This is a genomic window from Enterobacter sp. CPE_E1241 (genome assembly GCF_045618265.1).
In the GTDB taxonomy this organism is placed as follows: domain Bacteria; phylum Pseudomonadota; class Gammaproteobacteria; order Enterobacterales; family Enterobacteriaceae; genus Enterobacter; species Enterobacter adelaidei.
In genome coordinates this window covers 4,396,839-4,417,695 of sequence record NZ_JBIWYV010000001.1, presented here as the reverse complement: position 1 = coordinate 4,417,695, position 20,857 = coordinate 4,396,839, and the positions used below count along the sequence as shown (strand labels likewise).

The window sequence follows — 20,857 nt, the reverse complement described above, 5'->3', positions numbered from 1 at the left end:
GCGTCGGTTTTTTTGTGGCTATACTTAATTCCAGCACGTTCTTACATTCAGAAAGGGAGGACACATGACGACTGAGACGCTTCAGGACCACATCCTTTTTCAGACCGGGTATCTGGTTAATGGTATCTGGAAAACGCTGGACACGACGTTTGATGTACTTAACCCGGCGACCGGCGAGGTCATCGCTAAAGTCGCGAAAGCGGGTAAAGCGGAAACCGAAGCTGCGATTGCCGCAGCCACCAACGCTTTCCCGGCATGGCGAGCCAAAACCGCGAAAGAACGCTCGGCCATCCTTTACCGCTGGTACGAACTGATTATTGAAAATAAAAGCTGGCTCGGGCGGTTAATGACCACCGAGCAGGGCAAGCCTCTGAAAGAAGCGGAAGGAGAGGTGGAGTACGCGGCCAGCTTTATCCAGTGGTTTGCCGAAGAGGCCAAGCGCGCTAACGGGGAAATTATTCCGCCGATCAAACCCGGTTCCCGCATTCTGGCAACCCGCGAGCCCATTGGTGTGGTCGCGGCGATTACACCATGGAACTTCCCGATGGCGATGCTCACCCGTAAATTAGGCCCGGCGCTTGCTGCGGGCTGTACCGGGGTGATCAAACCGGCCAATAACACGCCGCTCAGTGCTTTTGCGCTGCTTACCCTGGCTAAACAGGCCGGTGTGCCCGACGGTGTTCTCAACGCCGTGGCCGGGAATACCCATGAAATCAGCGATGCGATCATGGCCAGCCGCGACGTGCGTAAAATCTCCTTTACCGGTTCTACCTCCGTCGGCAAAACGCTGGTGCGTAACGCCGCAGACACCATGAAAAAAGTCTCAATGGAGCTGGGGGGAAATGCCCCATATATCGTTTTTGAGGATGCGGATATCGACGCAGCGGTTAAGGGTGCTATCGCCAACAAATTCCGCAATGCCGGGCAGGTCTGCGTGAGCGTTAACCGTTTCTATATTCAGGAAACCGTCTACGACAAGTTTGTGAATAAACTTGCCGATGCGGTGAAGGCGCTGAAGGTGGGGAATGGTCTTGAAGAGGGCGTTGTCGTCGGACCGCTGATTGAACCTGCTGCGGTCAACAAGGTGCGTGAGCATGTCGACGATGCCGTTGCCCGCGGGGCAACCGTGCTGGCAGGGGGGAAACCCCATTCGCTTGGCGGGAATTTCTGGATGCCAACCGTACTGGGTGACTGCCATGAAGGCATGAAGCTGGCAGAAGAAGAGACGTTTGGACCGGTTGCGGCGTGCTTCCGTTTCACTTCAGAAGATGAGGTCATCCAGCGTGCCAACAACACGCCTTATGGCCTGGCGGCTTACTTCTACACCCAAAACCTTTCACGCGTTTTCCGTGTTTCTCAGGCCATCGAGAGCGGGATGATTGGCATTAACGAGTGCGCCGTCTCTACGGAACTCGGGCCTTTTGGCGGGGTAAAAGAGTCAGGCCTTGGACGCGAGGGCTCCGTGCTGGGGCTGGAAGAATATCTGGAAGTCAAAACCCTGCATATCGGGGGATTATAATAGACCGGGCGGCAACTGCCGCTCGCCTGGACTGGGTGGCTGGCAATGAAAACCTATACGTTTGATTTTGACGAGATCGACAGTCAGGAAGACTTCTATCGTGAATTTATCCGCGTGTTTGATCTTGAACGGGAAAGCGTGACGAATCTGGATACCCTGTGGGACGTGGTGACCGGCAGTCTGTTGCCACTCCCGCTGGAGATTGAGTTCATTCATTTACCCGATAAGCTGCGCAGACGTTTTGGCGCACTGATATTACTGTTCGATGAAGCGGAAGAAGAGCTGGAAGGGCAACTGCGTTTTAACGCGCGCCATTGAATGACATAAAAAAAGCCCCTGACCAGCAGGTCAGGGGCAAGTCGTATGATGAAATACGACGAGGTTTTATTTATACAGTTCTGCCGTAGCATGCCAGTGGTCACCCTGATTCAGTTCGGTGACACGATAGCTGCTGGCACCTGCTTTTTCAGCTTTTGCGGCCAGTTCGTGACGAATATCCATTGGTGAACCAGTTACAGACGTTACGGATACACTGCCCATAGGCTGCAGATTTTGTGCCTGGTCGGCATTCACTTGCTGTACGGCTGCACTTGCGCCGAAAGAGAGAACTGAGGCCAGACCGAGGGTTGCGATGATCAATTTGGTTTTCATAGTCTTTACTCCTGAATAGGGTTGTTGCTCAACGGCGAGAAGGGTTAAACAGCTATTTTTATGCCTGGTGCCGTTGAGTGGAGATTTATGTCTTCAGTTATTGCTAAAACTTATTTGTACAGCTCAGCAGTAGCGTGCCAGTGGTCACCTGAACGAGCTTCAATGATGCGGTAGGATGATGCACCCTGTTCTTCCGCTTTCTTGTTCAGCATCTCATGCATGTCCATCGGGGACGTACCGATTGCACCGACAGAAACCGTACCGATTGCCTGGCGGGATTGCGCCTGATCAGCATTGATTGAATCAGCAGCGAAAGCACCGAATGACAGGACAGACAGGACGCTCAGCGCCGCTACAGTAGTTTTAATGTTCATGATTTTTACCTCGTCGAATTTTTTAGTGGGGTCTTGTTTCGTGACCCTCATCACAAAATCAAGTATACACTAATAACAGTAAAAATTAATACCAGACTAATTGTTCCGGTTGTTATTACGTGTTAACCAATGCGTTTTTTATAACCAAACTGCATAATGTTGGGTGTTTTTTGTCCTTTTTATGCATTGATCTCTAATTAAATCATATGGATATAGGATTTTTATTTTTTGTGCGATTTTTTGATTTAGCATTCACCAGATGAATGTTAATAGGCAGTAAAAAGCACTATTTGTCAAAGTCAGGGCAGTGGAATCGAGAGGGAAACGCAGCGGGAGCAGAACGATCCCCGCAGCGGTGCTACGGGGAGAGGGGATTAGAGTTCCTGTTCGAACAGAACCAGAATTGCCTCGTAGAGGTCTTTGACGGAGAAACCATTTGCCGGAGTGGTAAAGATGGTGTCGTCCCCGGCGATTGTGCCGAGAATACCTTCCGCTTTACCTAAGGAATCCAGCAGGCGAGCAATCAACTGCGCAGCGCCAGGGCTGGTGTGGATCACTACGACGGCGTCGTTATAGTCGATATCCAGAACCAAATTCTTCAGCGGGCTGGAGGTTGTCGGCACGCCAAGTTCAGCTGGCAGGCAATAGACCATCTCCATTTTGGCGTTACGGGTACGCACCGCGCCAAATTTGGTTAACATGCGGGAGACTTTCGACTGATTGATGTTATCGAAACCTTGTGCCTGTAACGCCTGAACAATTTCTCCCTGAGAACTGAATTTCTCTTCTTTGAGTAGCGCTTTAAACGCCTTTACTAATTCTTCTTGCTTAGACGAGCTTCGCATAAGTCACCCGGAATATGACGATAGAAACAACATTATTATGCATGTGGATGAATTTTTATGCAAATTATCTACCGGGAGGTAGTCTGAAATAATGTTATGAAAGGGAGTGATTTTATCAGATTTCGTTATCAGAAAACATGCCTGGGTCACGCCGCGCAAATAAGCTTAAAAGTAAATTAAATGTTATCAAAATGATGTTGTTTTGGTGGCGGGGCAGGGTGTATTGTAACCACCTCTTAATTCGTTGCCGTCTGTTGTCAGATAGTCTTCTGGTGAGAGATAAAGTCGCGTGACCTCAAATTCTTTAGCTACGAAAATTGTAATTATTTACTCGCTGAATTATGGTCGCCGCAACGGAGTTACAGATACTTAAGTTAACCATAATAAGGAGTTTAGGATGAAAGTCGCAGTCCTCGGCGCTGCTGGTGGTATCGGCCAGGCGCTTGCCCTACTACTGAAAACCCAACTGCCTTCAGGCTCAGAACTCTCCCTGTACGATATTGCTCCGGTAACCCCTGGTGTGGCGGTTGACCTGAGCCACATCCCGACAGCTGTTAAAATCAAAGGCTTCTCCGGTGAAGACGCGCGTCCTGCACTGCAGGGTGCCGACGTGGTGCTGATTTCTGCAGGTGTGGCACGTAAGCCTGGTATGGATCGTTCAGACCTGTTCAACGTCAACGCAGGCATTGTGAAAAACCTGGTGCAGCAGATTGCTGAAATCTGCCCGAAAGCGTGCATCGGTATCATCACTAACCCGGTGAACACCACTGTTGCTATCGCGGCAGAAGTGCTGAAGAAAGCGGGTGTTTACGACAAAAACAAACTGTTCGGCGTGACCACGCTGGATATTATCCGTTCCAACACCTTTGTTGCTGAGCTGAAAGGCAAACAGCCAACAGAAGTGGAAGTTCCGGTCATTGGTGGACACTCTGGCGTCACCATTCTGCCTCTGCTGTCGCAGATCCCAGGCGTAAGCTTCACCGAGCAGGAAGTGGCTGACCTGACCAAACGTATCCAGAACGCGGGCACCGAAGTGGTGGAAGCGAAGGCGGGTGGCGGTTCTGCAACTCTGTCTATGGGCCAGGCGGCTGCACGTTTCGGTCTGTCACTGGTTCGCGCTCTGCAGGGTGAGAAAGGCGTTGTTGAATGCGCTTACGTTGAAGGCGACGGCGAACACGCTCGCTTCTTCTCTCAACCGCTGCTGCTGGGTAAAAATGGTATCGAAGAACGTCAGCCTATCGGCAAACTGAGCGCGTTTGAACAACACGCGATGGAAGGCATGCTGGATACCCTGAAGAAAGATATCACCCTGGGCGAAGAGTTCGTTAACAAGTAAAACGAACCGTCTCTCGTAGGCCGGGTAAGCGTTAGCGCCACCCGGCAAAAAAAACCGAAGCACTCACTGGCTTCGGTTTTTTTATGGCTGTCAGTTTGTTGCCGGGTATTCCTGAACCGTCACCTGCAGCGTGAGTTTCTTATCATTGCGCATGACTTCAACAGGGATAATAGAGCCCGGTCGGATCTCTGCGACCTGGTCCATGGTCTCCAGTGCCGAGACCGCTGGCGTACCATTAACTGACACAATGACATCGTTAACCTGAATTCCCGCGTTGTCTGCCGGGCCGCCAGGTGATACCTCGTTGACCACGATGCCCTGAATCTGATCAATACCGCCGCCCTGGTTATGCATTGGTGCAATTTCACGGCCACCTATTCCGATATAACCACGGATCACCCGTCCATCACGGATCAGTTTATCCATAATTTTGGTCGCCAGCTGGAACGGAATGGCAAAGCCGATCCCTTCCGGTGTCTCGCCGTCGTTGCTCTTGTCGAACGAGAGGGTATTTATACCCATCAGCTCACCCAGTGAGTTAACCAGCGCACCGCCGGAGTTACCGCGGTTGATCGACGCATCGGTTTGCAGGAAGTTCTGCCGCCCGGAGGGGTTGAGGCCAATACGACCCGTCGCACTGATAATTCCCTGGGTAATCGTCTGGCCCAGGTTATAAGGGTTACCGATAGCCAGGACGACGTCGCCAATGTGAGGGGTACGTTTGCGATTGATGGGAATGATCGGCAAACCTCCCGTGGCGTTGATTTTCAGGACGGCCAGGTCGGTCAGGCTGTCAGACCCCACGAGTAACGCCTCAAACACGCGGCCATCCTGCAGGGCAACGATAATCTGGTCGGCATCGTTAATCACGTGCTTGTTGGTAATAATGTAGCCGCGCTCGTCCATAATCACCCCGGAACCGAGGGTGCGGATCTCCAGCTGGTTATGGGTTGAGCTATTAAGGCCGCGGTTATAGACATTCACCACGGCAGGTGCGGCACGGCGAACGGCCTGGTTGTAGGTGGCAGGCGTTTCATCCGTACTGTCGAACTGGGGAGCCGTCAGTTTATTAAACTGACGTAAAGACGGCATTGCCGCCAGCAGCAGGCCAGCGACAATCAAACCGATGACAATTGAACGTAAGAGCTTTAAAAGCATGATGCGCGTGTCGTTAAAAAAGGGACGATTTGCAGCATAACATGAGTTATCCGGACATCACACGCAGCGGTGATGTCCGGCATCGCAAATGCTTAGCGCAACAGAATATAGATAGATTCATTGCCACGCATAACCTGCAGGGCAATAACCGCCGGTTTACTTTCCAGCACCTTGCGCAGCTCGGCAATGGATTGCACGCGATTACGGTTTACGCCAATGATGACATCATCCTGATGTAATCCGGCCTGCGCGGCAGGGCTGCTCTTCTCAACGGTGTCGATGCTAATACCCTTCGTACCGTCTTTCAGTTGCCCATCGCTTAACGTTGCCCCTTGTAACGCAGGGGCGATAAGCTCCGCACTGGCAGAAGACGAGGTACTCTTATCCAGCGTGACTTCAACGTCCAGCGGCTTGCCGTCACGAATCAGGCCCAGCTTCACTTTGGCGCCAGGTTCTGTCGTGGCAATGCGTGAACGTAGCTCTGCGAAGCTGCTCAACGGCTTGTCATTCAGGCTGACGATCACATCGCCCGATTTCACGCCGGCTTTTGCCGAACCGGAGTTTGGCAGGACTTCACTCACAAATGCGCCCCGCTGCACGTTGATGTTGAACGCTTTGGCGATATCCGCGCTCATCTCCATTCCCTTGATCCCCAACAGCCCGCGCTTGATTTCACCGAACTGGATCAGCTGCTGGGCAAGCGTTTTGGCCATGTTACTGGGGATGGCAAAACCAATTCCAATGCTGCCGCCGCCAGGGGCCAGAATAGCCGTGTTAATCCCAATCAGCTCGCCATTCAGGTTGAGCAATGCCCCGCCGGAGTTCCCACGGTTGATGGAGGCATCCGTCTGAATAAAGTTTTCCAGCCCCTCCAGATTCAGGCCGCTACGTCCCAGCGCCGAGACGATCCCGGAGGTGGCGGTCTGCCCTAAACCAAAGGGGTTGCCCACGGCAACGGCAAAATCACCGACACGCAGTTTGTCGGAGTCCGCAATGGTAATCTGAGTCAGGTTGCTCGGGTTCTGCACCTGCAACAGCGCGATATCGCTCTGGTCATCGCCGCCAATCAGTTTGGCATCAAATTCACGTCCATCATTAAGCTGTACGCTGATTTTATCGGCCTGGCTGATGACATGGTTGTTGGTCAGAATATAGCCTTTGGCCGCATCAATAATGACGCCTGAACCCAGACCTTCAAAAGGCTGAGCCTGCTGGTCGGGAGCTTCATCGCCAAAATATTTTTTCAGTTCTTCCGGTACGCGTTGGCTTTGTACAGCCGTACCCTCAACCTGTACGCTGACGACCGCAGGCAACACTTTTTCCAGCATCGGTGCGAGGCTTGGAATGGCTGCCTGACCGGGCACCTGAGAGGGGATGGCGGCAAGGGCAGGGAAGGACGCCGAGAGAGATAACCCGACACTTAACGCGATAGCGCTCAACAGCTGGTTTTTTTTCTTCATCGATGTTGACTCTCGTAACCTGGAATAAAGGAAAAACGGCCCCAAAAACACGTTGATGTTATTGAATTTTAAACCGCTGAACAATGAGGTGCTTAACTAAATGATAGCTGGGGTCATGAAGAAAGGACGGGCGCAATCGCTGCGCCCGTAAAATAAATTCAGGTTGTGCGATTAATCGCGTTTTACACCGCCACGCAGCAGGCCTGACGCGCCATCTGAATAGTCACGAGGCATCTGAACGGGCGCCTGATCGTTACCGGCTTCAGAGTCTGCCAGACGGTTGCGGAACGGATTGGTTTCCGCGGTCATTTCCGGCAGCAGGCTGCTGGAGCTTTTTGCCATATGTTGATACAGCTGACGATAGTCGGTCGCCATGTTGTCCAGCAGCTCGGCGCTACGGGCAAAGTGGCTGACCAGCTCTTCACGATACTCTTCCAGTTCCGCTTTGTTCTTTTCCAGTTCGTACTGCAGTGACTGCTGCTGACGCAATTTGCGATTACCGAAACGCATGGCCACAGCACCGATGACGATGCCGACGACTAAACCGATTAGCGCATATTCCCAGGTCATGAACTTCTCCCGTTGTCTTGTTGTTCCGTAGGGTGTTGGCTCGGCTCCTGCCTGTGCCTGATAATGCCACTATAACCGCTATTTCTGTAGAAGTGGAATCCTGACGTATCATCGCGTAGTGTAGAACGGCCTTTTTTTCATCAGTCACGGCTGCTGGTGAGGTTTAATTGAAGGAATAACAATAAGATTATGCAAAACCTGTCCCCTGCATCGCGTTATCAACTGGCCCTTAACGACGGCACTCATCAAGCGGATGACGTTCAACGTGAGGCGGTAAGCCGTCTGGAGATGATTTATCAGGAACTCACTGCAAAACCTGCTGAAGTCGAACAGAATGGTGGGCTAAAGGCGGCATTTGGGCGGTTGCTCGGTAAAAAAGCACCACAGGCTCATGCTCCTGTACGCGGCTTATATATGTGGGGCGGCGTAGGGCGCGGAAAAACCTGGCTGATGGATCTGTTTTATCTGAGTCTGCCGGGCGAACGTAAGCAGCGTCTGCATTTCCATCGTTTTATGCTGCGGGTGCATGAAGAGCTAACTGCACTGCAGGGCAAAAGCGATCCGCTTGAGATTGTGGCCGACAGGTTTAAGGCGGAAACGGACGTGCTTTGCTTTGACGAATTTTTTGTTTCTGACATCACCGATGCCATGCTGTTAGGTGGCCTGATGAAAGCGCTGTTTGCGCGCGGGATTACGCTGGTTGCCACATCGAACATCCCGCCGGACGAGCTGTACCGCAACGGTCTGCAGCGCGCACGTTTCCTGCCTGCCATCGACGCCATCAAGCAGTATTGTGACATTATGAATGTGGATGCCGGGGTGGATTACCGGCTGCGTACGTTGACCCAGGCGCACCTGTGGCTCTCACCGCTGAACGCCGAGACCACCTGTCAGATGGATAAACTCTGGCTGGCGCTGGCGGGGGCAAAACGTGAAAACGCTCCGGAGCTTGAGATTAACCATCGCCCGTTGCCCACGCTTGGCGTAGAGAATCAAACGCTGGCCGTCTCCTTCACAACACTTTGTGTGGATGCCCGCAGCCAGCACGACTATATTGCGCTTTCACGCCTGTTTCATACCGTGATGGTGCTGGATGTTCCGGTCATGACGCGGCTGATGGAGAGTGAAGCACGACGCTTCATTGCGCTGGTGGATGAATTTTATGAGCGGCACGTCAAGCTGGTGATTAGCGCTGAGGTACCTTTATATGAGATCTACCAGGGAGAGCGGCTGAAGTTCGAGTTCCAGCGTTGCCTCTCGCGTCTGCAGGAGATGCAGAGCGAGGAATACCTCAAGCTTGAGCATATGCCATAAATACCAGCCTCTCCCTGTGGGAGAGGAACGGGGGGAGGGTACCAGACCGCGCAATACCTCCCCCCGAAAAACCCATTCCAAATCACATTTAAGGGTCGATCTTTGACCTCAACTTCTCTATAATCTTGCGACCCCACGTTACGAGAAGGTTTTTTTCCCGAAACTTTCTATGTGTCGGCATGTGCTATTCGAAGGGGTAGGTTTGCCGGACTTTGTCGTGTGAACCTCAACTGACTAAACGTTTGGGTGTTCACCAACGTGTAACTTATTATTTGGGTAAGCTTTTAATGAAAACTTTTACAGCTAAACCAGAAACCGTACAGCGCGACTGGTATGTTGTTGACGCGACCGGTAAAACTCTGGGCCGTCTGGCTACTGAACTGGCTCGTCGCCTGCGCGGTAAGCATAAAGCGGAATACACTCCGCACGTTGATACCGGTGATTACATCATCGTTCTGAACGCTGATAAAGTTGCTGTAACCGGCAACAAGCGTACTGACAAAATGTACTACCACCACACCGGCCACATCGGTGGTATCAAAGAAGCGACCTTTGAAGAGATGATTGCTCGCCGTCCTGAGCGTGTGATTGAAATCGCGGTTAAAGGCATGCTGCCAAAAGGCCCGCTGGGTCGTGCTATGTTCCGTAAACTGAAAGTTTACGCAGGTAACGAGCACAACCACGCGGCACAGCAACCGCAAGTTCTTGACATCTAATCGGGATTATAGGCAATGGCTGAAAATCAATACTACGGCACTGGTCGCCGCAAAAGTTCCGCAGCTCGCGTTTTCATCAAACCGGGCAGTGGTAAAATCGTAATCAACCAGCGTTCTCTGGAACAATACTTCGGTCGCGAAACTGCCCGCATGGTAGTTCGCCAGCCGCTGGAACTGGTTGACATGGTAGAAAAACTGGATCTGTACATCACCGTTAAAGGTGGTGGTATCTCCGGTCAGGCAGGTGCGATCCGTCACGGTATCACCCGCGCTCTGATGGAGTACGACGAATCCCTGCGTTCTGAACTGCGTAAAGCTGGCTTCGTTACTCGTGACGCTCGTCAGGTTGAACGTAAGAAAGTGGGTCTGCGTAAAGCACGTCGTCGTCCACAGTTCTCCAAACGTTAATCATTTTCTGCTTACGCAGAACGATTGGCGAAAAACCCGCTTCGGCGGGTTTTTTTATGGATAATGTGCAGGTTATCCACAATATAAATTCATATATCTCCTCTTTTTCCACATTTCCAGAATCCCCTCACCACAAAGCCATCAAAATCTGGTAAACTATCATCCAATTTTCTGCCCAAATATCGGTGAATACTCGATTTTTGTTCGATTCTTGAACAATGTGTTTTCTCTGGGATGGGCGATACAACATCTGGCTGGCCCCTGTTGGGCCGGTAGCAGTAAAAATTCTGAATATACCTGGAGGTTTTCATGGCTGTCGCTGCCAACAAACGTTCGGTAATGACGCTGTTTTCTGGTCCTACTGACATTTATAGCCATCAGGTTCGTATCGTGCTGGCCGAGAAGGGTGTCAGTTTTGAGATCGAGCATGTGGAAAAGGATAACCCACCTCAGGATCTGATCGATCTCAACCCGAGCCAAAGCGTACCGACGCTGGTGGATCGCGAGCTGACCCTGTGGGAATCCCGTATCATTATGGAATATCTGGATGAGCGTTTCCCACATCCGCCGTTGATGCCGGTTTACCCTGTCGCGCGTGGTGAAAGCCGCCTGTACATGCAGCGTATCGAGAAAGACTGGTACTCGCTGATGAACGTTATCGTTAGCGGTTCCTCTTCTGAAGCCGACGCAGCACGTAAGCAACTGCGTGAAGAGCTGCTGGCAATTGCCCCTGTGTTTGGTCAGAAACCATTCTTCCTGAGCGATGAGTTCAGCCTGGTGGATTGCTATCTGGCACCGCTGCTGTGGCGTCTGCCGACTCTGGGCGTAGAGTTCAGCGGTCCGGGTGCGAAAGAGCTGAAGGGTTACATGACTCGCGTATTTGAACGTGATTCATTCCTGGCATCGTTAACTGAACCTGAACGTGAAATGCGTCTTGGCCGAGGCTAATGACTGTGGAAATGTCACAACTTACCCCACGCCGTCCGTATCTGCTGCGCGCCTTCTATGAATGGCTGCTGGATAACCAGCTCACGCCGCACCTGGTTGTGGATGTGACGTTGCCGGGCGTGCTGGTTCCTATGGAATATGCGCGTGACGGACAGATCGTGCTGAACATCGCGCCGCGCGCGGTGGGCAACCTGGAACTGGCCAACGACGAAGTGCGCTTTAATGCGCGCTTTGGCGGTGTGCCGCGTCAGGTGTCCGTTCCTCTGGCTGCGGTACTGGCGATCTACGCGCGTGAAAACGGCGCAGGCACGATGTTTGAGCCGGAAGCAGCATACGACGAGGATGTTGCCAGCCTGAATGATGACAACGCATCCGATGAGCGCGAAAGCGACACGGTGATGTCGCTTATTGATGGCGATAAACCCGATCATCATGACGAGAATGATCCTGATGACGATCCGCCTCCGCGCGGTGGTCGTCCGGCTCTTCGCGTCGTCAAATAAAAAAACAGGCCCAATCGGGCCTGTTTTTTTACACTTCCAGGTAGTTCAGTATACCGTCTGCCGCCTTACGACCCTCGGCAATCGCGGTGACCACCAGGTCAGAACCGCGAACGATATCGCCACCGGCGAAGATTTTCGGGTTGCTGGTCTGGAAAGCATTGTCGCTGCCTTCAGGTGCAATGACGCGGCCCTGAGAGTCCAGCTCCACGCTGTGCTTCGCCAGCCACTCCATGCTGTGAGGGCGGAAACCGAACGCCATCACGACGGCATCGGCCGGGATCACATGCTCAGAACCGGCTACGATCTCGGCGCGACGACGGCCTTTCGCATCCGGCGCACCCATCTCAGTACGCGCCATCTTCACGCCGCTCACTTTACCGTTGGCATTCACTTCGATACCCAGAGGCTGGATGTTGAACTGGAACTCCACGCCCTCTTCACGCGCGTTTTTCACTTCGCGTTTAGAGCCCGGCATGTTCTCTTCGTCACGACGGTAGGCGCAGATCACGTGTGCCGCATTTTGACGAATGGAGGTACGCACGCAGTCCATCGCCGTATCACCACCGCCCAGTACGACAACGCGTTTGCCTTCCATGCTGACGAACGGCTCATCGGCGGTTTCGCCGTAGCCCATGATCTGCTTGGTGTTAGCAATCAGGAACGGCAGAGCGTCGTAAACGCCCGGCGCGTCTTCGTTCTCCAGACCACCGCGCATGGACTGATAGGTGCCCACGCCCAGGAATACGGCGTCGTAATCTTTCAGCAGATCGTCGAGCTGTACATCGCGGCCTACTTCCACATTCAGTTTGAACTCGATACCCATGCCGGTAAAGATTTCACGACGACGGGTCATGACCTCTTTTTCCAGCTTGAAAGCCGGGATACCGAAGGTCAGCAGACCGCCGATCTCCGGATGACGGTCAAAGACTACCGCCTTCACGCCGTTGCGGGTCAGCACGTCCGCACAGGCCAGGCCCGCTGGGCCCGCGCCGATGATTGCCACGCGCTTGTCGGTTTGCTTCACGCCGGTCATATCCGGACGCCAGCCCATCTCAAACGCTTTATCGTTGATATAACGCTCAATGTTACCGATGGTCACTGCGCCAAACTCGTCGTTCAGCGTACAGGAGCCTTCACACAGACGGTCCTGAGGACACACGCGGCCGCACACTTCCGGCAGGGTGTTGGTCTGGTGAGACAGCTCGGCGGCTTCAAAGATACGCCCCTCGTTGGCTAGCTTCAGCCAGTTCGGGATGTAGTTATGCACCGGACATTTCCATTCGCAGTAAGGGTTACCGCAGGACAGGCAGCGGTCTGCCTGTGCTTTGGCCTGGCCTTCTGAAAACGGCTCATAGATTTCAACAAATTCAATTTTACGGATTTTCAGCGGTTTCTTTGGCGGATCAACACGCTGCAGGTCGATAAACTGGTATACGTTCTGACTCATCTGAATTCCTTACTGCGCCTGCACACGCAGCTCTGCTGAGCTACGACTACGGTGACCCAACAGTGCTTTAACATCGCTGGACTTCGGTTTAACCAGCGCGAATTTCGCAGAGAACGCCGGCCAGTTCGCCAGGATCTCTTCGCCGCGCGAAGAACCGGTATGCTGCACGTGTTCGGTAATCAGACCGCGCAGGTGTTCTTCGTGGATAGCCAGCGTGTCAACGTCCAGCACTTCCACCAGCTCCGGGTTCACGCGTTTGCGGAACTCACCGTCTTCATCCAGGACGTAGGCAAAACCACCCGTCATGCCTGCGCCGAAGTTCACGCCGGTTTTACCCAGAACGCAAACAATCCCGCCCGTCATGTATTCACAGCCGTTATCGCCAATGCCTTCCACCACGGTGATTGCACCGGAGTTACGCACCGCAAAACGCTCGCCCGCACGACCCGCTGCAAACAGACGACCGCCGGTCGCGCCGTACAGACAGGTGTTTCCGATGATGCTGGCTTCGTGGCTGCGGAAAGCTGAACCGACAGGCGGACGCACCGCCAGCAGACCACCCGCCATGCCTTTACCAACGTAGTCGTTGGCATCGCCGGTCAGATACAGCTCAACGCCGCCTGCGTTCCACACGCCGAAGCTCTGGCCCGCAGTACCGCTGAAGTGCGCGGTAATCGGATCAGCAGCCAGCCCCTGGTCACCGTGCGTCTGCGCGATGTAACCGGAGAGGGAGGCCCCCACAGAACGGTCGGTGTTGCGAATATCAAACCAGAACGTTTTGCTCTGCTTGTCGTCAACATACGGTTTCGCCTGCTGCAGCAGCTGCGCGTTCAGCACGCCGTTATCAAACGGCGGGTTGTTCTCGGTGCAGTAGACCGCTTTGCCAGGATGCGGCTGCGCGGTTTCCAGCAGCTTGCTCAACTCCAGCTTCTGCTGCTTGGCAGTGAAGCCTTCCAGCTCTTTCAGCAGGTCGGTACGGCCGATCAGGTCTACCAGACGCTTCACGCCCAGCTGTGCCATCAGCTCGCGGGTTTCGCGGGCGATGAACTCAAAGTAGTTGGTCACTTTGAACGGCAGACCGTGATAGTGGTTCTTACGCAGTTTCTCGTCCTGGGTTGCAACGCCGGTTGCGCAGTTGTTCAGGTGGCAAATACGCAGGTATTTACAGCCGAGTGCAACCATTGGACCGGTGCCAAAGCCGAAGCTTTCCGCACCCAGAATCGCCGCCTTGATGATGTCGAGGCCGGTTTTCAGACCGCCATCTACCTGCAGACGGATCTTGTGACGCAGACCGTTAGCCACCAGCGCTTGCTGAGTTTCCACCAGCCCCAGCTCCCACGGACAACCCGCATATTTCACGGAGGAGAGTGGGCTTGCACCGGTACCGCCGTCATAACCGGCGATGGTGATGAGATCCGCATAGGCTTTTGCTACGCCCGTTGCGATGGTACCGACGCCCGGCTCGGAAACCAGCTTCACGGAGATCATCGCTTTCGGGTTGACCTGTTTCAGGTCGAAAATCAGCTGCGCCAAATCCTCGATAGAGTAGATATCGTGGTGTGGTGGCGGAGAGATCAACGTCACGCCCGGTACGGAGTAGCGCAGTTTGGCGATGTATGGGGTGACTTTATCACCTGGTAACTGACCGCCTTCGCCCGGTTTAGCACCCTGAGCGACTTTAATCTGAATAACGTCGGCGTTGACCAGGTACGCTGGCGTGACGCCAAAGCGACCGGATGCCACCTGCTTGATACGGGACACTTTGTTGGTGCCGTAACGGGCAGGATCTTCGCCGCCTTCGCCGGAGTTCGAGTTTCCGCCGATGCTGTTCATGGCTTCAGCCAGCGCTTCATGGGCTTCCGGACTGAGAGCACCGATAGACATTGCTGCAGTATCAAAGCGTTTGAACAGCTCAGTGGCTGGTTCAACATCGTCAATACTGACTGCATCATCACCTGGATTCAGTGCCAGCAGATCGCGCAACGTCGCTGCCGGACGGCTGTTTACCAGCTCAGCATATTGCTGATAATCGCTGTATTCGCCGCTCTGAACCGCCTGCTGCAGCGTGCGCACCACGTCCGGGTTATAGGCGTGGTATTCACCACCGTGAACATATTTCAGCAGACCGCCCTGATCCAATGGCTTACGTGCCAGCCAGGCGCGTTTCGACAGGTTGACCAGATCCTGCTGGAAGTCAGCAAAACCGGCACCGCCGATGCGGCTGACCACGCCCTGGAAGCAGAGGTTGGCGACCTCGTCATGCAGGCCGACCGCTTCAAACAGCTTCGAGCAGCGGTAGGAGGCAATGGTCGAGATGCCCATTTTGGACATGATCTTGTACAGACCTTTGTTGATGCCGTTACGGTAGTTCAGCATCACTGCACGGTAGTCTTTGTCGATCGCGCGGGTATCGACCAGACGAGCCAGTGTTTCGTAGGCCAGGTATGGATAAATCGCCGTCGCACCAAAGCCTAACAGCACGGCAAAGTGGTGCGGGTCACGTGCACTTGCGGTTTCAACGATGATGTTGGCGTCGCAGCGCAGGCTCTTCTCTACCAGACGGGTCTGGATAGCACCGACTGCCATTGGTGCAGGCACCGGCAGGCGATTCTTCGCGATATTTCGGTCAGACAGCACCAGCAGAACGGTACCGTTACGCACCATCTGTTCGGCTTTGTCACACAGGGCATTCACCGTCTCTTCAAGGCTCGCTTCGGCCACGTCGAAGGTGATATCGAGCGTGTCAGCGCGGTAGTGCTCCTCTTTCATGGTGGTGAGCTGTTTGAAATCGGAGTACAGCAGGATCGGCGATTTAAAGGTCAGGCGGTGCGCCTGGCCTTCGGCCTCGCAGAAGACGTTCATCTCGCGGCCGATGCTGGTCGCCAGCGACATCACGTGGGCTTCACGCAGCGGGTCGATTGGCGGGTTGGTGACCTGCGCAAACTGCTGACGGAAGTAGTCGTAAATGATGCGCGGCTGGCTGGAGAGCACGGCAAACGGGGTATCGTCCCCCATGGAGCCCACGGCTTCCTGGCCGTTTTCACCGAGTACGCGGATGACGGAATCCAGCTCTTCAGCGCTGTAGTTAAACTGTTTCTGGAAGCTTGCGAGGGTGTCGTCGTCCATCTCGCGGTTGCCTACTTCTTCGTCTGGCAGATCTTCAAACGGCACCAGACGACGCACGTTTTTCTCCATCCACTCTTTGTATGGATGGCGGCTTTTCAGGTCGTTATCGGTTTCAGCGGAGTGCAGGATACGCCCACCGCGGGTGTCGATAACCATCAGCTCACCCGGGCCGACGCGGCCCTTCTCGACCACTTCGTCAGGCTGGTAATCCCAGATACCGACTTCAGAGGCGCAGGTGATGAGCTTGTCTTTGGTGATGACGTAGCGCGCAGGACGCAGGCCGTTACGGTCCAGGTTACAGGCAGCAAAACGGCCGTCTGACATAACGATGCCCGCCGGACCATCCCACGGCTCCATATGCATGGAGTTAAAGTCGAAGAACGCGCGCAGCTCCGGATCCATATCCGGGTTGTTCTGCCAGGCAGGCGGCACGAGCAGACGCATGGCGCGAACGATGTCCATCCCGCCCGCCAGCAGCAGTTCCAGCATGTTATCCATGGAGCTGGAGTCCGAGCCGGTTTCGTTTACGAACGGTGCGGCATCGTGCAGGTCAGGGATCAGTGGCGTCTGGAACTTATAGGTACGGGCGCGGGCCCACTGGCGGTTACCGGTGATGGTGTTGATCTCGCCGTTGTGCGCCAGATAGCGGAACGGCTGAGCCAGCGGCCAGCGTGGAACGGTGTTGGTGGAGAAGCGCTGGTGGAACAGGCAAATGGCCGATTCCAGACGCAGATCCGCCAGGTCCAGGTAGAAGCGCGGCAGGTCAGCCGGCATACACAGACCTTTATAGATGTTCACCAGGTTCGAGAGGCTACAGACGTAGAACTCTTTATCGTCCTGGAGACGCTTTTCAATGCGGCGACGGGCAATGAACAGACGGCGTTCCATATCGCGTGGACGCCAGCCCGCAGGCGCGTTAACAAAAATCTGTTCAATACGAGGCAGCGAGGAGAGGGCGATTTCACCGAGCACCCCTTCGTTGGTTGGCACATTGCGCCAGCCGACAATCGACAGGGTTTCACGTTGAAGTTCTTCTTCGACGATGCGGCGTGAGGCGGCAGCTTTTTCAGGATCCTGGTTCAGGAACAGCATACCGACAGCGTAGTTTTTGGCTAAACGCCAGCCGCGTTCTTCCGCAACGATACGGAAGAAACGATCGGGTTTTTGCAGCAGCAGACCGCAACCGTCGCCGGTTTTACCATCAGCAAGGATGGCACCACGGTGCTGCATACGGGCCAGTGCGTGAATGGCAGTACGCACTACCTTGTGGCTAGGTTCGCCTTCTATGTGGGCGATCAGGCCGAAACCACAGTTATCCTTCTCAAGGGATTTATCGTACAACATATCAGTGAACCTCCCCAGGCTCGTCGGGCTTCCCACTGAACTTTACCGTGGCGCACAGGCACAGAAAGAGCATGGCGACGGGGTTTGCGTTTCATACGCGGACCTCGCATTCGCCCTCTTTTCATCCTTTCGCGCAGGTAAACAAGTTTGAGGACTTGCTTCAGAGGGAATCTCAATTACTGCATAAATATGATGAGCAGGCCGCTCATCCAGAAAGCTTCCAGCGGATTTCCAACTTATCGGGAATTGGTACACAGGTCAAATGGCAATCTTATTTATACAAAAATGTGCTAAAGAGAGTTTATCTTATTGTAATTAAATGGTATTTAACTATTTTTACATTGATTGCATGCCCTGGCAGGACGCAGCGGAGTGTGATCTGACTCACTATATGAAAGCGGTATTATCAATGTAGCGTGCTGAATAGCAGTTTTATAGCAGAATAATAATCTGGCATTGACTGCAAACCCGCATAAAGCCACTGTTTTTCAGTGGTGGCGCTATAAATGAAAAAAACAATCAGAACATAAGGAAAAGTAATCACGAGGGTTGTGAATGAAATTGCAGTAATCCTGAGTATTTATTCATATAGATAAAGGCCGTCCTGGGCGATTGATCCAGGTCATCGCCGACAGAGGCTAAAAATGGCAGGCTTGTCCCCTTTCTCCGGGACGGTCTATCAGATTATGCAGTTACAGAAATTAGTCAATATGTTTGGTGGGGATCTTTTGCAACGCTATGGGCAAAAGGTTCATAAGCTGACGCTGCATGGCGGCTTTAGCTGCCCGAATCGCGATGGCACCATCGGGCGTGGTGGCTGCACGTTCTGTAACGTTGCGTCGTTTGCTGACGAAGCCCAGCAGCATAAATCTATCGCTGAACAGCTTGCCCATCAGGCGAGCCTGGTGAACCGCGCAAAGCAATATTTGGCCTATTTCCAGGCCTACACCAGCACTTGGGCTGAGGTGCAGGTACTGCGCTCTATGTATCAGCAGGCCGTCAGTCAGGCTAACATCGTTGGGCTGTGCGTGGGCACGCGCCCGGACTGCGTACCGGAGGCGGTGTTGGAGCTGCTCAGCGAGTACAAAGAACAAGGTTACGAGATCTGGCTGGAGCTGGGCTTGCAGACCGCACATGACAAAACGCTGCACCGAATCAATCGCGGCCATGATTTCGCCTGCTACCAGCGCACCACGCGGCTTGCCCGTGAGCGTGGGCTGAAGGTCTGTTCGCACCTGATTGTCGGTTTACCGGGGGAAGGGCGACAGCACGGTCTGGAGACGCTGGAAAAGGTGGTTGAGACCGGCGTGGACGGTATCAAGCTGCACCCGCTGCATATCGTGAAGGGCAGCATTATGGCCAAAGCCTGGGAGGCCGGGCGGTTAAGCGGTATTGAGCTTGAGGACTATACGGTGACGGCGGGGGAGATGATTCGCCACACACCGCCGGAAATTGTCTACCACCGCATTTCAGCCAGCGCCCGCCGCCCAACGCTTCTGGCACCGCTCTGGTGTGAGAACCGCTGGACGGGGATGGTGGAAATCGACCGCTATCTACAGGAGAAGGGTGTACAGGGCTCGGCGCTTAGCCGCCCGTGGGTTCCCCGTCTACCGGTGACGGCCGCCTAGCAGGCTTCCCAGCATGCCGCGCACTATCTGATTAGTGACCTGTCGCGCGGCACTTTTCGCCATGGTCTGTACCACGCCATCGCGCTTGCCGCCGCGCGGCCCGGTGCTGCCGAACAGGATGTCTTTGAGCCCCCCGAGAATACCGTCATCCACGGCGACAGACTGCCCTTTAGCGGCAGGCGCATCCTGCGATTCCGTTGTCGCCTGGACCCCTTTTTGCAGCATCTCGAATGCGGACTCGCGATCCACCTCGTCTTCGTATTTCCCGTACACCGGAGAGTGGTTAATCAGACCATTACGTTCATCGTCGGTAACCGGCCCCATGCGCGAGCAGGGCGCGATCACCATGGCGCGTTCCACCACGGACGGGCTGCCCTTCGCATCCAGGAACGATATCAGCGCTTCACCGGTGCCTAACGCCTGAATGGCGGCTTCGGTATCAAAGGCCGGGTTGGCACGCATGGTTTGCGCGGCAGCCTTAACGGCTTTCTGATCTTTCGGCGTAAAGGCGCGCAGGGCGTGCTGCACGCGGTTACCAAGTTGCCCGAGCACGTTGTCCGGAATATCTGACGGATTTTGCGAAACAAACCAGACGCCAACACCTTTGGAACGGATCAGGCGGATAACCTGTTCAATCTTGTCCAGCAGTACCTGTGGGGCATCGTTAAACAGCAAGTGTGCTTCGTCAAAGAAGAACACCAGTTTGGGCTTTTCCAGGTCACCGGCTTCGGGTAGCTGTTCGTAGAGCTCAGAGAGCATCCACAGCAGGCTGGCGGCGTAAAGCTTCGGCATCTGATAGAGCTTCTCAGAACTCAGAATGTTGATGATGCCTTTGCCGTTGCTGTCGGTGCGCATCCAGTCTTTGATATCCAGCATCGGCTCGCCGAAGAAGTGTTCGGCCCCCTGTTGCTCCAGGGTCAGCAACCCACGCTGAATGGCGCCCACCGAGGCGCTGCTGATATTGCCGTACTGGTTCTGGAAGGATTTAGCGTTATCGCCGATGTATTGGGTAATGGCGCGCAGATCTTTGAAATCGAGGAGCAGCAGTCCCTGGTCATCGGCAATACGGAAGATAATATTCAATACGCCGGACTGCACGTCGTTGAGGTTAAGCAGACGGGCCAGCAGCAGCGGGCCGAGATCGGAGACGGTCGCGCGCACCGGGTGGCCTTTCTCACCGAAGATATCCCACACCACCACCGGATTGTTATGCGGCGTCCAGTCCGTGATGCCAATATTCTTCAGCCGTTCGAGCAGTTTTTCAGAGGCAGTCCCTTCCTGAGCGACACCGGTTAAATCGCCTTTCACGTCAGCCATAAAGACCGGTACGCCAATCTCCGAAAGCGACTCCGCCAGCTTTTGCAGGGTCACGGTTTTCCCCGTCCCGGTCGCGCCGGTGATCAAACCGTGGCGGTTCGCCATCGCGGGCAGTAAATACAGCTCTTTTTCCAGCGTCCTGGCAATTAACAATGGTGTACTCATAGTGCGCTTCCTCTCTTAGTCCTGGGTG

Annotated in this window: 18 protein-coding genes; 9 read left to right on the top strand and 9 right to left on the bottom strand. The window is 54.1% G+C overall.

Annotated elements, in window-relative coordinates:
* Positions 1-64 precede the first annotated feature (64 nt).
* On the top strand, positions 65-1,519 hold the full coding sequence (locus ACJ9Y9_RS21605) for an NAD-dependent succinate-semialdehyde dehydrogenase (RefSeq protein WP_028017003.1): 1,455 nt from the start codon (positions 65-67) through the stop codon (positions 1,517-1,519).
* Positions 1,520-1,564: 45 nt separating this feature from the next.
* Entirely contained in the window at positions 1,565-1,837 is a 273-nt protein-coding gene (locus ACJ9Y9_RS21600; protein ID WP_008502839.1) for a barstar family protein, read from the top strand.
* 66 nt (positions 1,838-1,903) lie between these two features.
* Here the strand turns inward: ACJ9Y9_RS21600 and yhcN (ACJ9Y9_RS21595) are convergent, their stop codons facing one another.
* The 3 genes from yhcN (ACJ9Y9_RS21595) to argR all read right to left on the bottom strand — a co-directional run bounded on the left by yhcN (ACJ9Y9_RS21595) (position 1,904) and on the right by argR (position 3,389).
* On the bottom strand, positions 1,904-2,170 hold the full coding sequence (gene yhcN / locus ACJ9Y9_RS21595) for a peroxide/acid stress response protein YhcN (protein WP_024906332.1): 267 nt from the start codon (positions 2,168-2,170) through the stop codon (positions 1,904-1,906).
* Between the two features lie 110 nt (positions 2,171-2,280).
* Entirely contained in the window at positions 2,281-2,544 is a 264-nt protein-coding gene (gene yhcN / locus ACJ9Y9_RS21590; protein ID WP_032666799.1) for a peroxide/acid stress response protein YhcN, read from the bottom strand.
* A 374-nt stretch (positions 2,545-2,918) separates the two neighbouring features.
* Entirely contained in the window at positions 2,919-3,389 is a 471-nt protein-coding gene (gene argR / locus ACJ9Y9_RS21585; RefSeq protein WP_028017005.1) for a transcriptional regulator ArgR, read from the bottom strand.
* Positions 3,390-3,786: 397 nt separating this feature from the next.
* Here argR and mdh point away from each other — a divergent pair, with 397 nt between their 5' ends.
* Positions 3,787-4,725, top strand: a complete 939-nt coding sequence (gene mdh / locus ACJ9Y9_RS21580) for a malate dehydrogenase (RefSeq protein ID WP_028017006.1) — start codon at positions 3,787-3,789, stop codon at positions 4,723-4,725.
* Between the two features lie 90 nt (positions 4,726-4,815).
* On the opposite strand, the gene degS is transcribed toward mdh, so the two are convergent.
* The 3 genes from degS to zapG form a co-directional block, all read right to left on the bottom strand.
* Positions 4,816-5,883 carry an outer membrane-stress sensor serine endopeptidase DegS gene (gene degS / locus ACJ9Y9_RS21575; protein ID WP_028017007.1) on the bottom strand — a complete coding sequence of 356 codons (1,068 nt, stop codon included), beginning with the start codon at positions 5,881-5,883 and terminating at the stop codon, positions 4,816-4,818.
* A gap of 92 nt (positions 5,884-5,975) precedes the next feature.
* Entirely contained in the window at positions 5,976-7,343 is a 1,368-nt protein-coding gene (gene degQ, locus ACJ9Y9_RS21570) for a serine endoprotease DegQ (protein ID WP_028017008.1), read from the bottom strand.
* Between the two features lie 171 nt (positions 7,344-7,514).
* Positions 7,515-7,913: a Z-ring associated protein ZapG gene (gene zapG / locus ACJ9Y9_RS21565; RefSeq protein ID WP_008502832.1), complete on the bottom strand. Its 399-nt coding sequence runs from the start codon at positions 7,911-7,913 to the stop codon at positions 7,515-7,517.
* 189 nt (positions 7,914-8,102) lie between these two features.
* On the opposite strand from zapG, the gene zapE reads away from it, so the two are divergent.
* From zapE to sspB, 5 genes are all read left to right on the top strand, one after another.
* The gene (zapE, locus tag ACJ9Y9_RS21560; RefSeq protein WP_028017009.1) at positions 8,103-9,227 is read left to right on the top strand and encodes a cell division protein ZapE; all 1,125 of its coding nucleotides are present in this window, start codon (positions 8,103-8,105) and stop codon (positions 9,225-9,227) included.
* A 287-nt stretch (positions 9,228-9,514) separates the two neighbouring features.
* Positions 9,515-9,943, top strand: coding sequence for a 50S ribosomal protein L13 (gene rplM, locus ACJ9Y9_RS21555; RefSeq protein WP_003860434.1), 429 nt, complete (start codon positions 9,515-9,517; stop codon positions 9,941-9,943).
* Positions 9,944-9,958: 15 nt separating this feature from the next.
* Complete coding sequence (gene rpsI / locus ACJ9Y9_RS21550; protein WP_003860436.1) at positions 9,959-10,351, top strand: 30S ribosomal protein S9; 393 nt, start codon at positions 9,959-9,961, stop codon at positions 10,349-10,351.
* A gap of 309 nt (positions 10,352-10,660) precedes the next feature.
* Positions 10,661-11,299, top strand: coding sequence for a stringent starvation protein SspA (gene sspA / locus ACJ9Y9_RS21545; RefSeq protein ID WP_028017010.1), 639 nt, complete (start codon positions 10,661-10,663; stop codon positions 11,297-11,299).
* A 5-nt stretch (positions 11,300-11,304) separates the two neighbouring features.
* Positions 11,305-11,802, top strand: a complete 498-nt coding sequence (sspB, locus tag ACJ9Y9_RS21540; protein WP_028017011.1) for a ClpXP protease specificity-enhancing factor — start codon at positions 11,305-11,307, stop codon at positions 11,800-11,802.
* Between the two features lie 28 nt (positions 11,803-11,830).
* Here the strand turns inward: sspB and gltD are convergent, their stop codons facing one another.
* The gene (gene gltD / locus ACJ9Y9_RS21535; RefSeq protein ID WP_023309377.1) at positions 11,831-13,249 is read right to left on the bottom strand and encodes a glutamate synthase subunit GltD; all 1,419 of its coding nucleotides are present in this window, start codon (positions 13,247-13,249) and stop codon (positions 11,831-11,833) included.
* A 9-nt stretch (positions 13,250-13,258) separates the two neighbouring features.
* Positions 13,259-17,719, bottom strand: coding sequence for a glutamate synthase large subunit (gene gltB / locus ACJ9Y9_RS21530; protein ID WP_032666800.1), 4,461 nt, complete (start codon positions 17,717-17,719; stop codon positions 13,259-13,261).
* A gap of 686 nt (positions 17,720-18,405) precedes the next feature.
* On the opposite strand from gltB, the gene ACJ9Y9_RS21525 reads away from it, so the two are divergent.
* A complete protein-coding gene (locus tag ACJ9Y9_RS21525; protein ID WP_152546596.1) occupies positions 18,406-19,347 on the top strand; it encodes a TIGR01212 family radical SAM protein in 942 nt (313 codons plus the stop codon).
* Here the strand turns inward: ACJ9Y9_RS21525 and ACJ9Y9_RS21520 are convergent.
* Entirely contained in the window at positions 19,327-20,829 is a 1,503-nt protein-coding gene (locus tag ACJ9Y9_RS21520; RefSeq protein WP_028017014.1) for a helicase HerA-like C-terminal domain-containing protein, read from the bottom strand. The genes ACJ9Y9_RS21525 and ACJ9Y9_RS21520 overlap by 21 nt on opposite strands.
* Between the last annotated feature and the right edge of the window lie 28 nt (positions 20,830-20,857).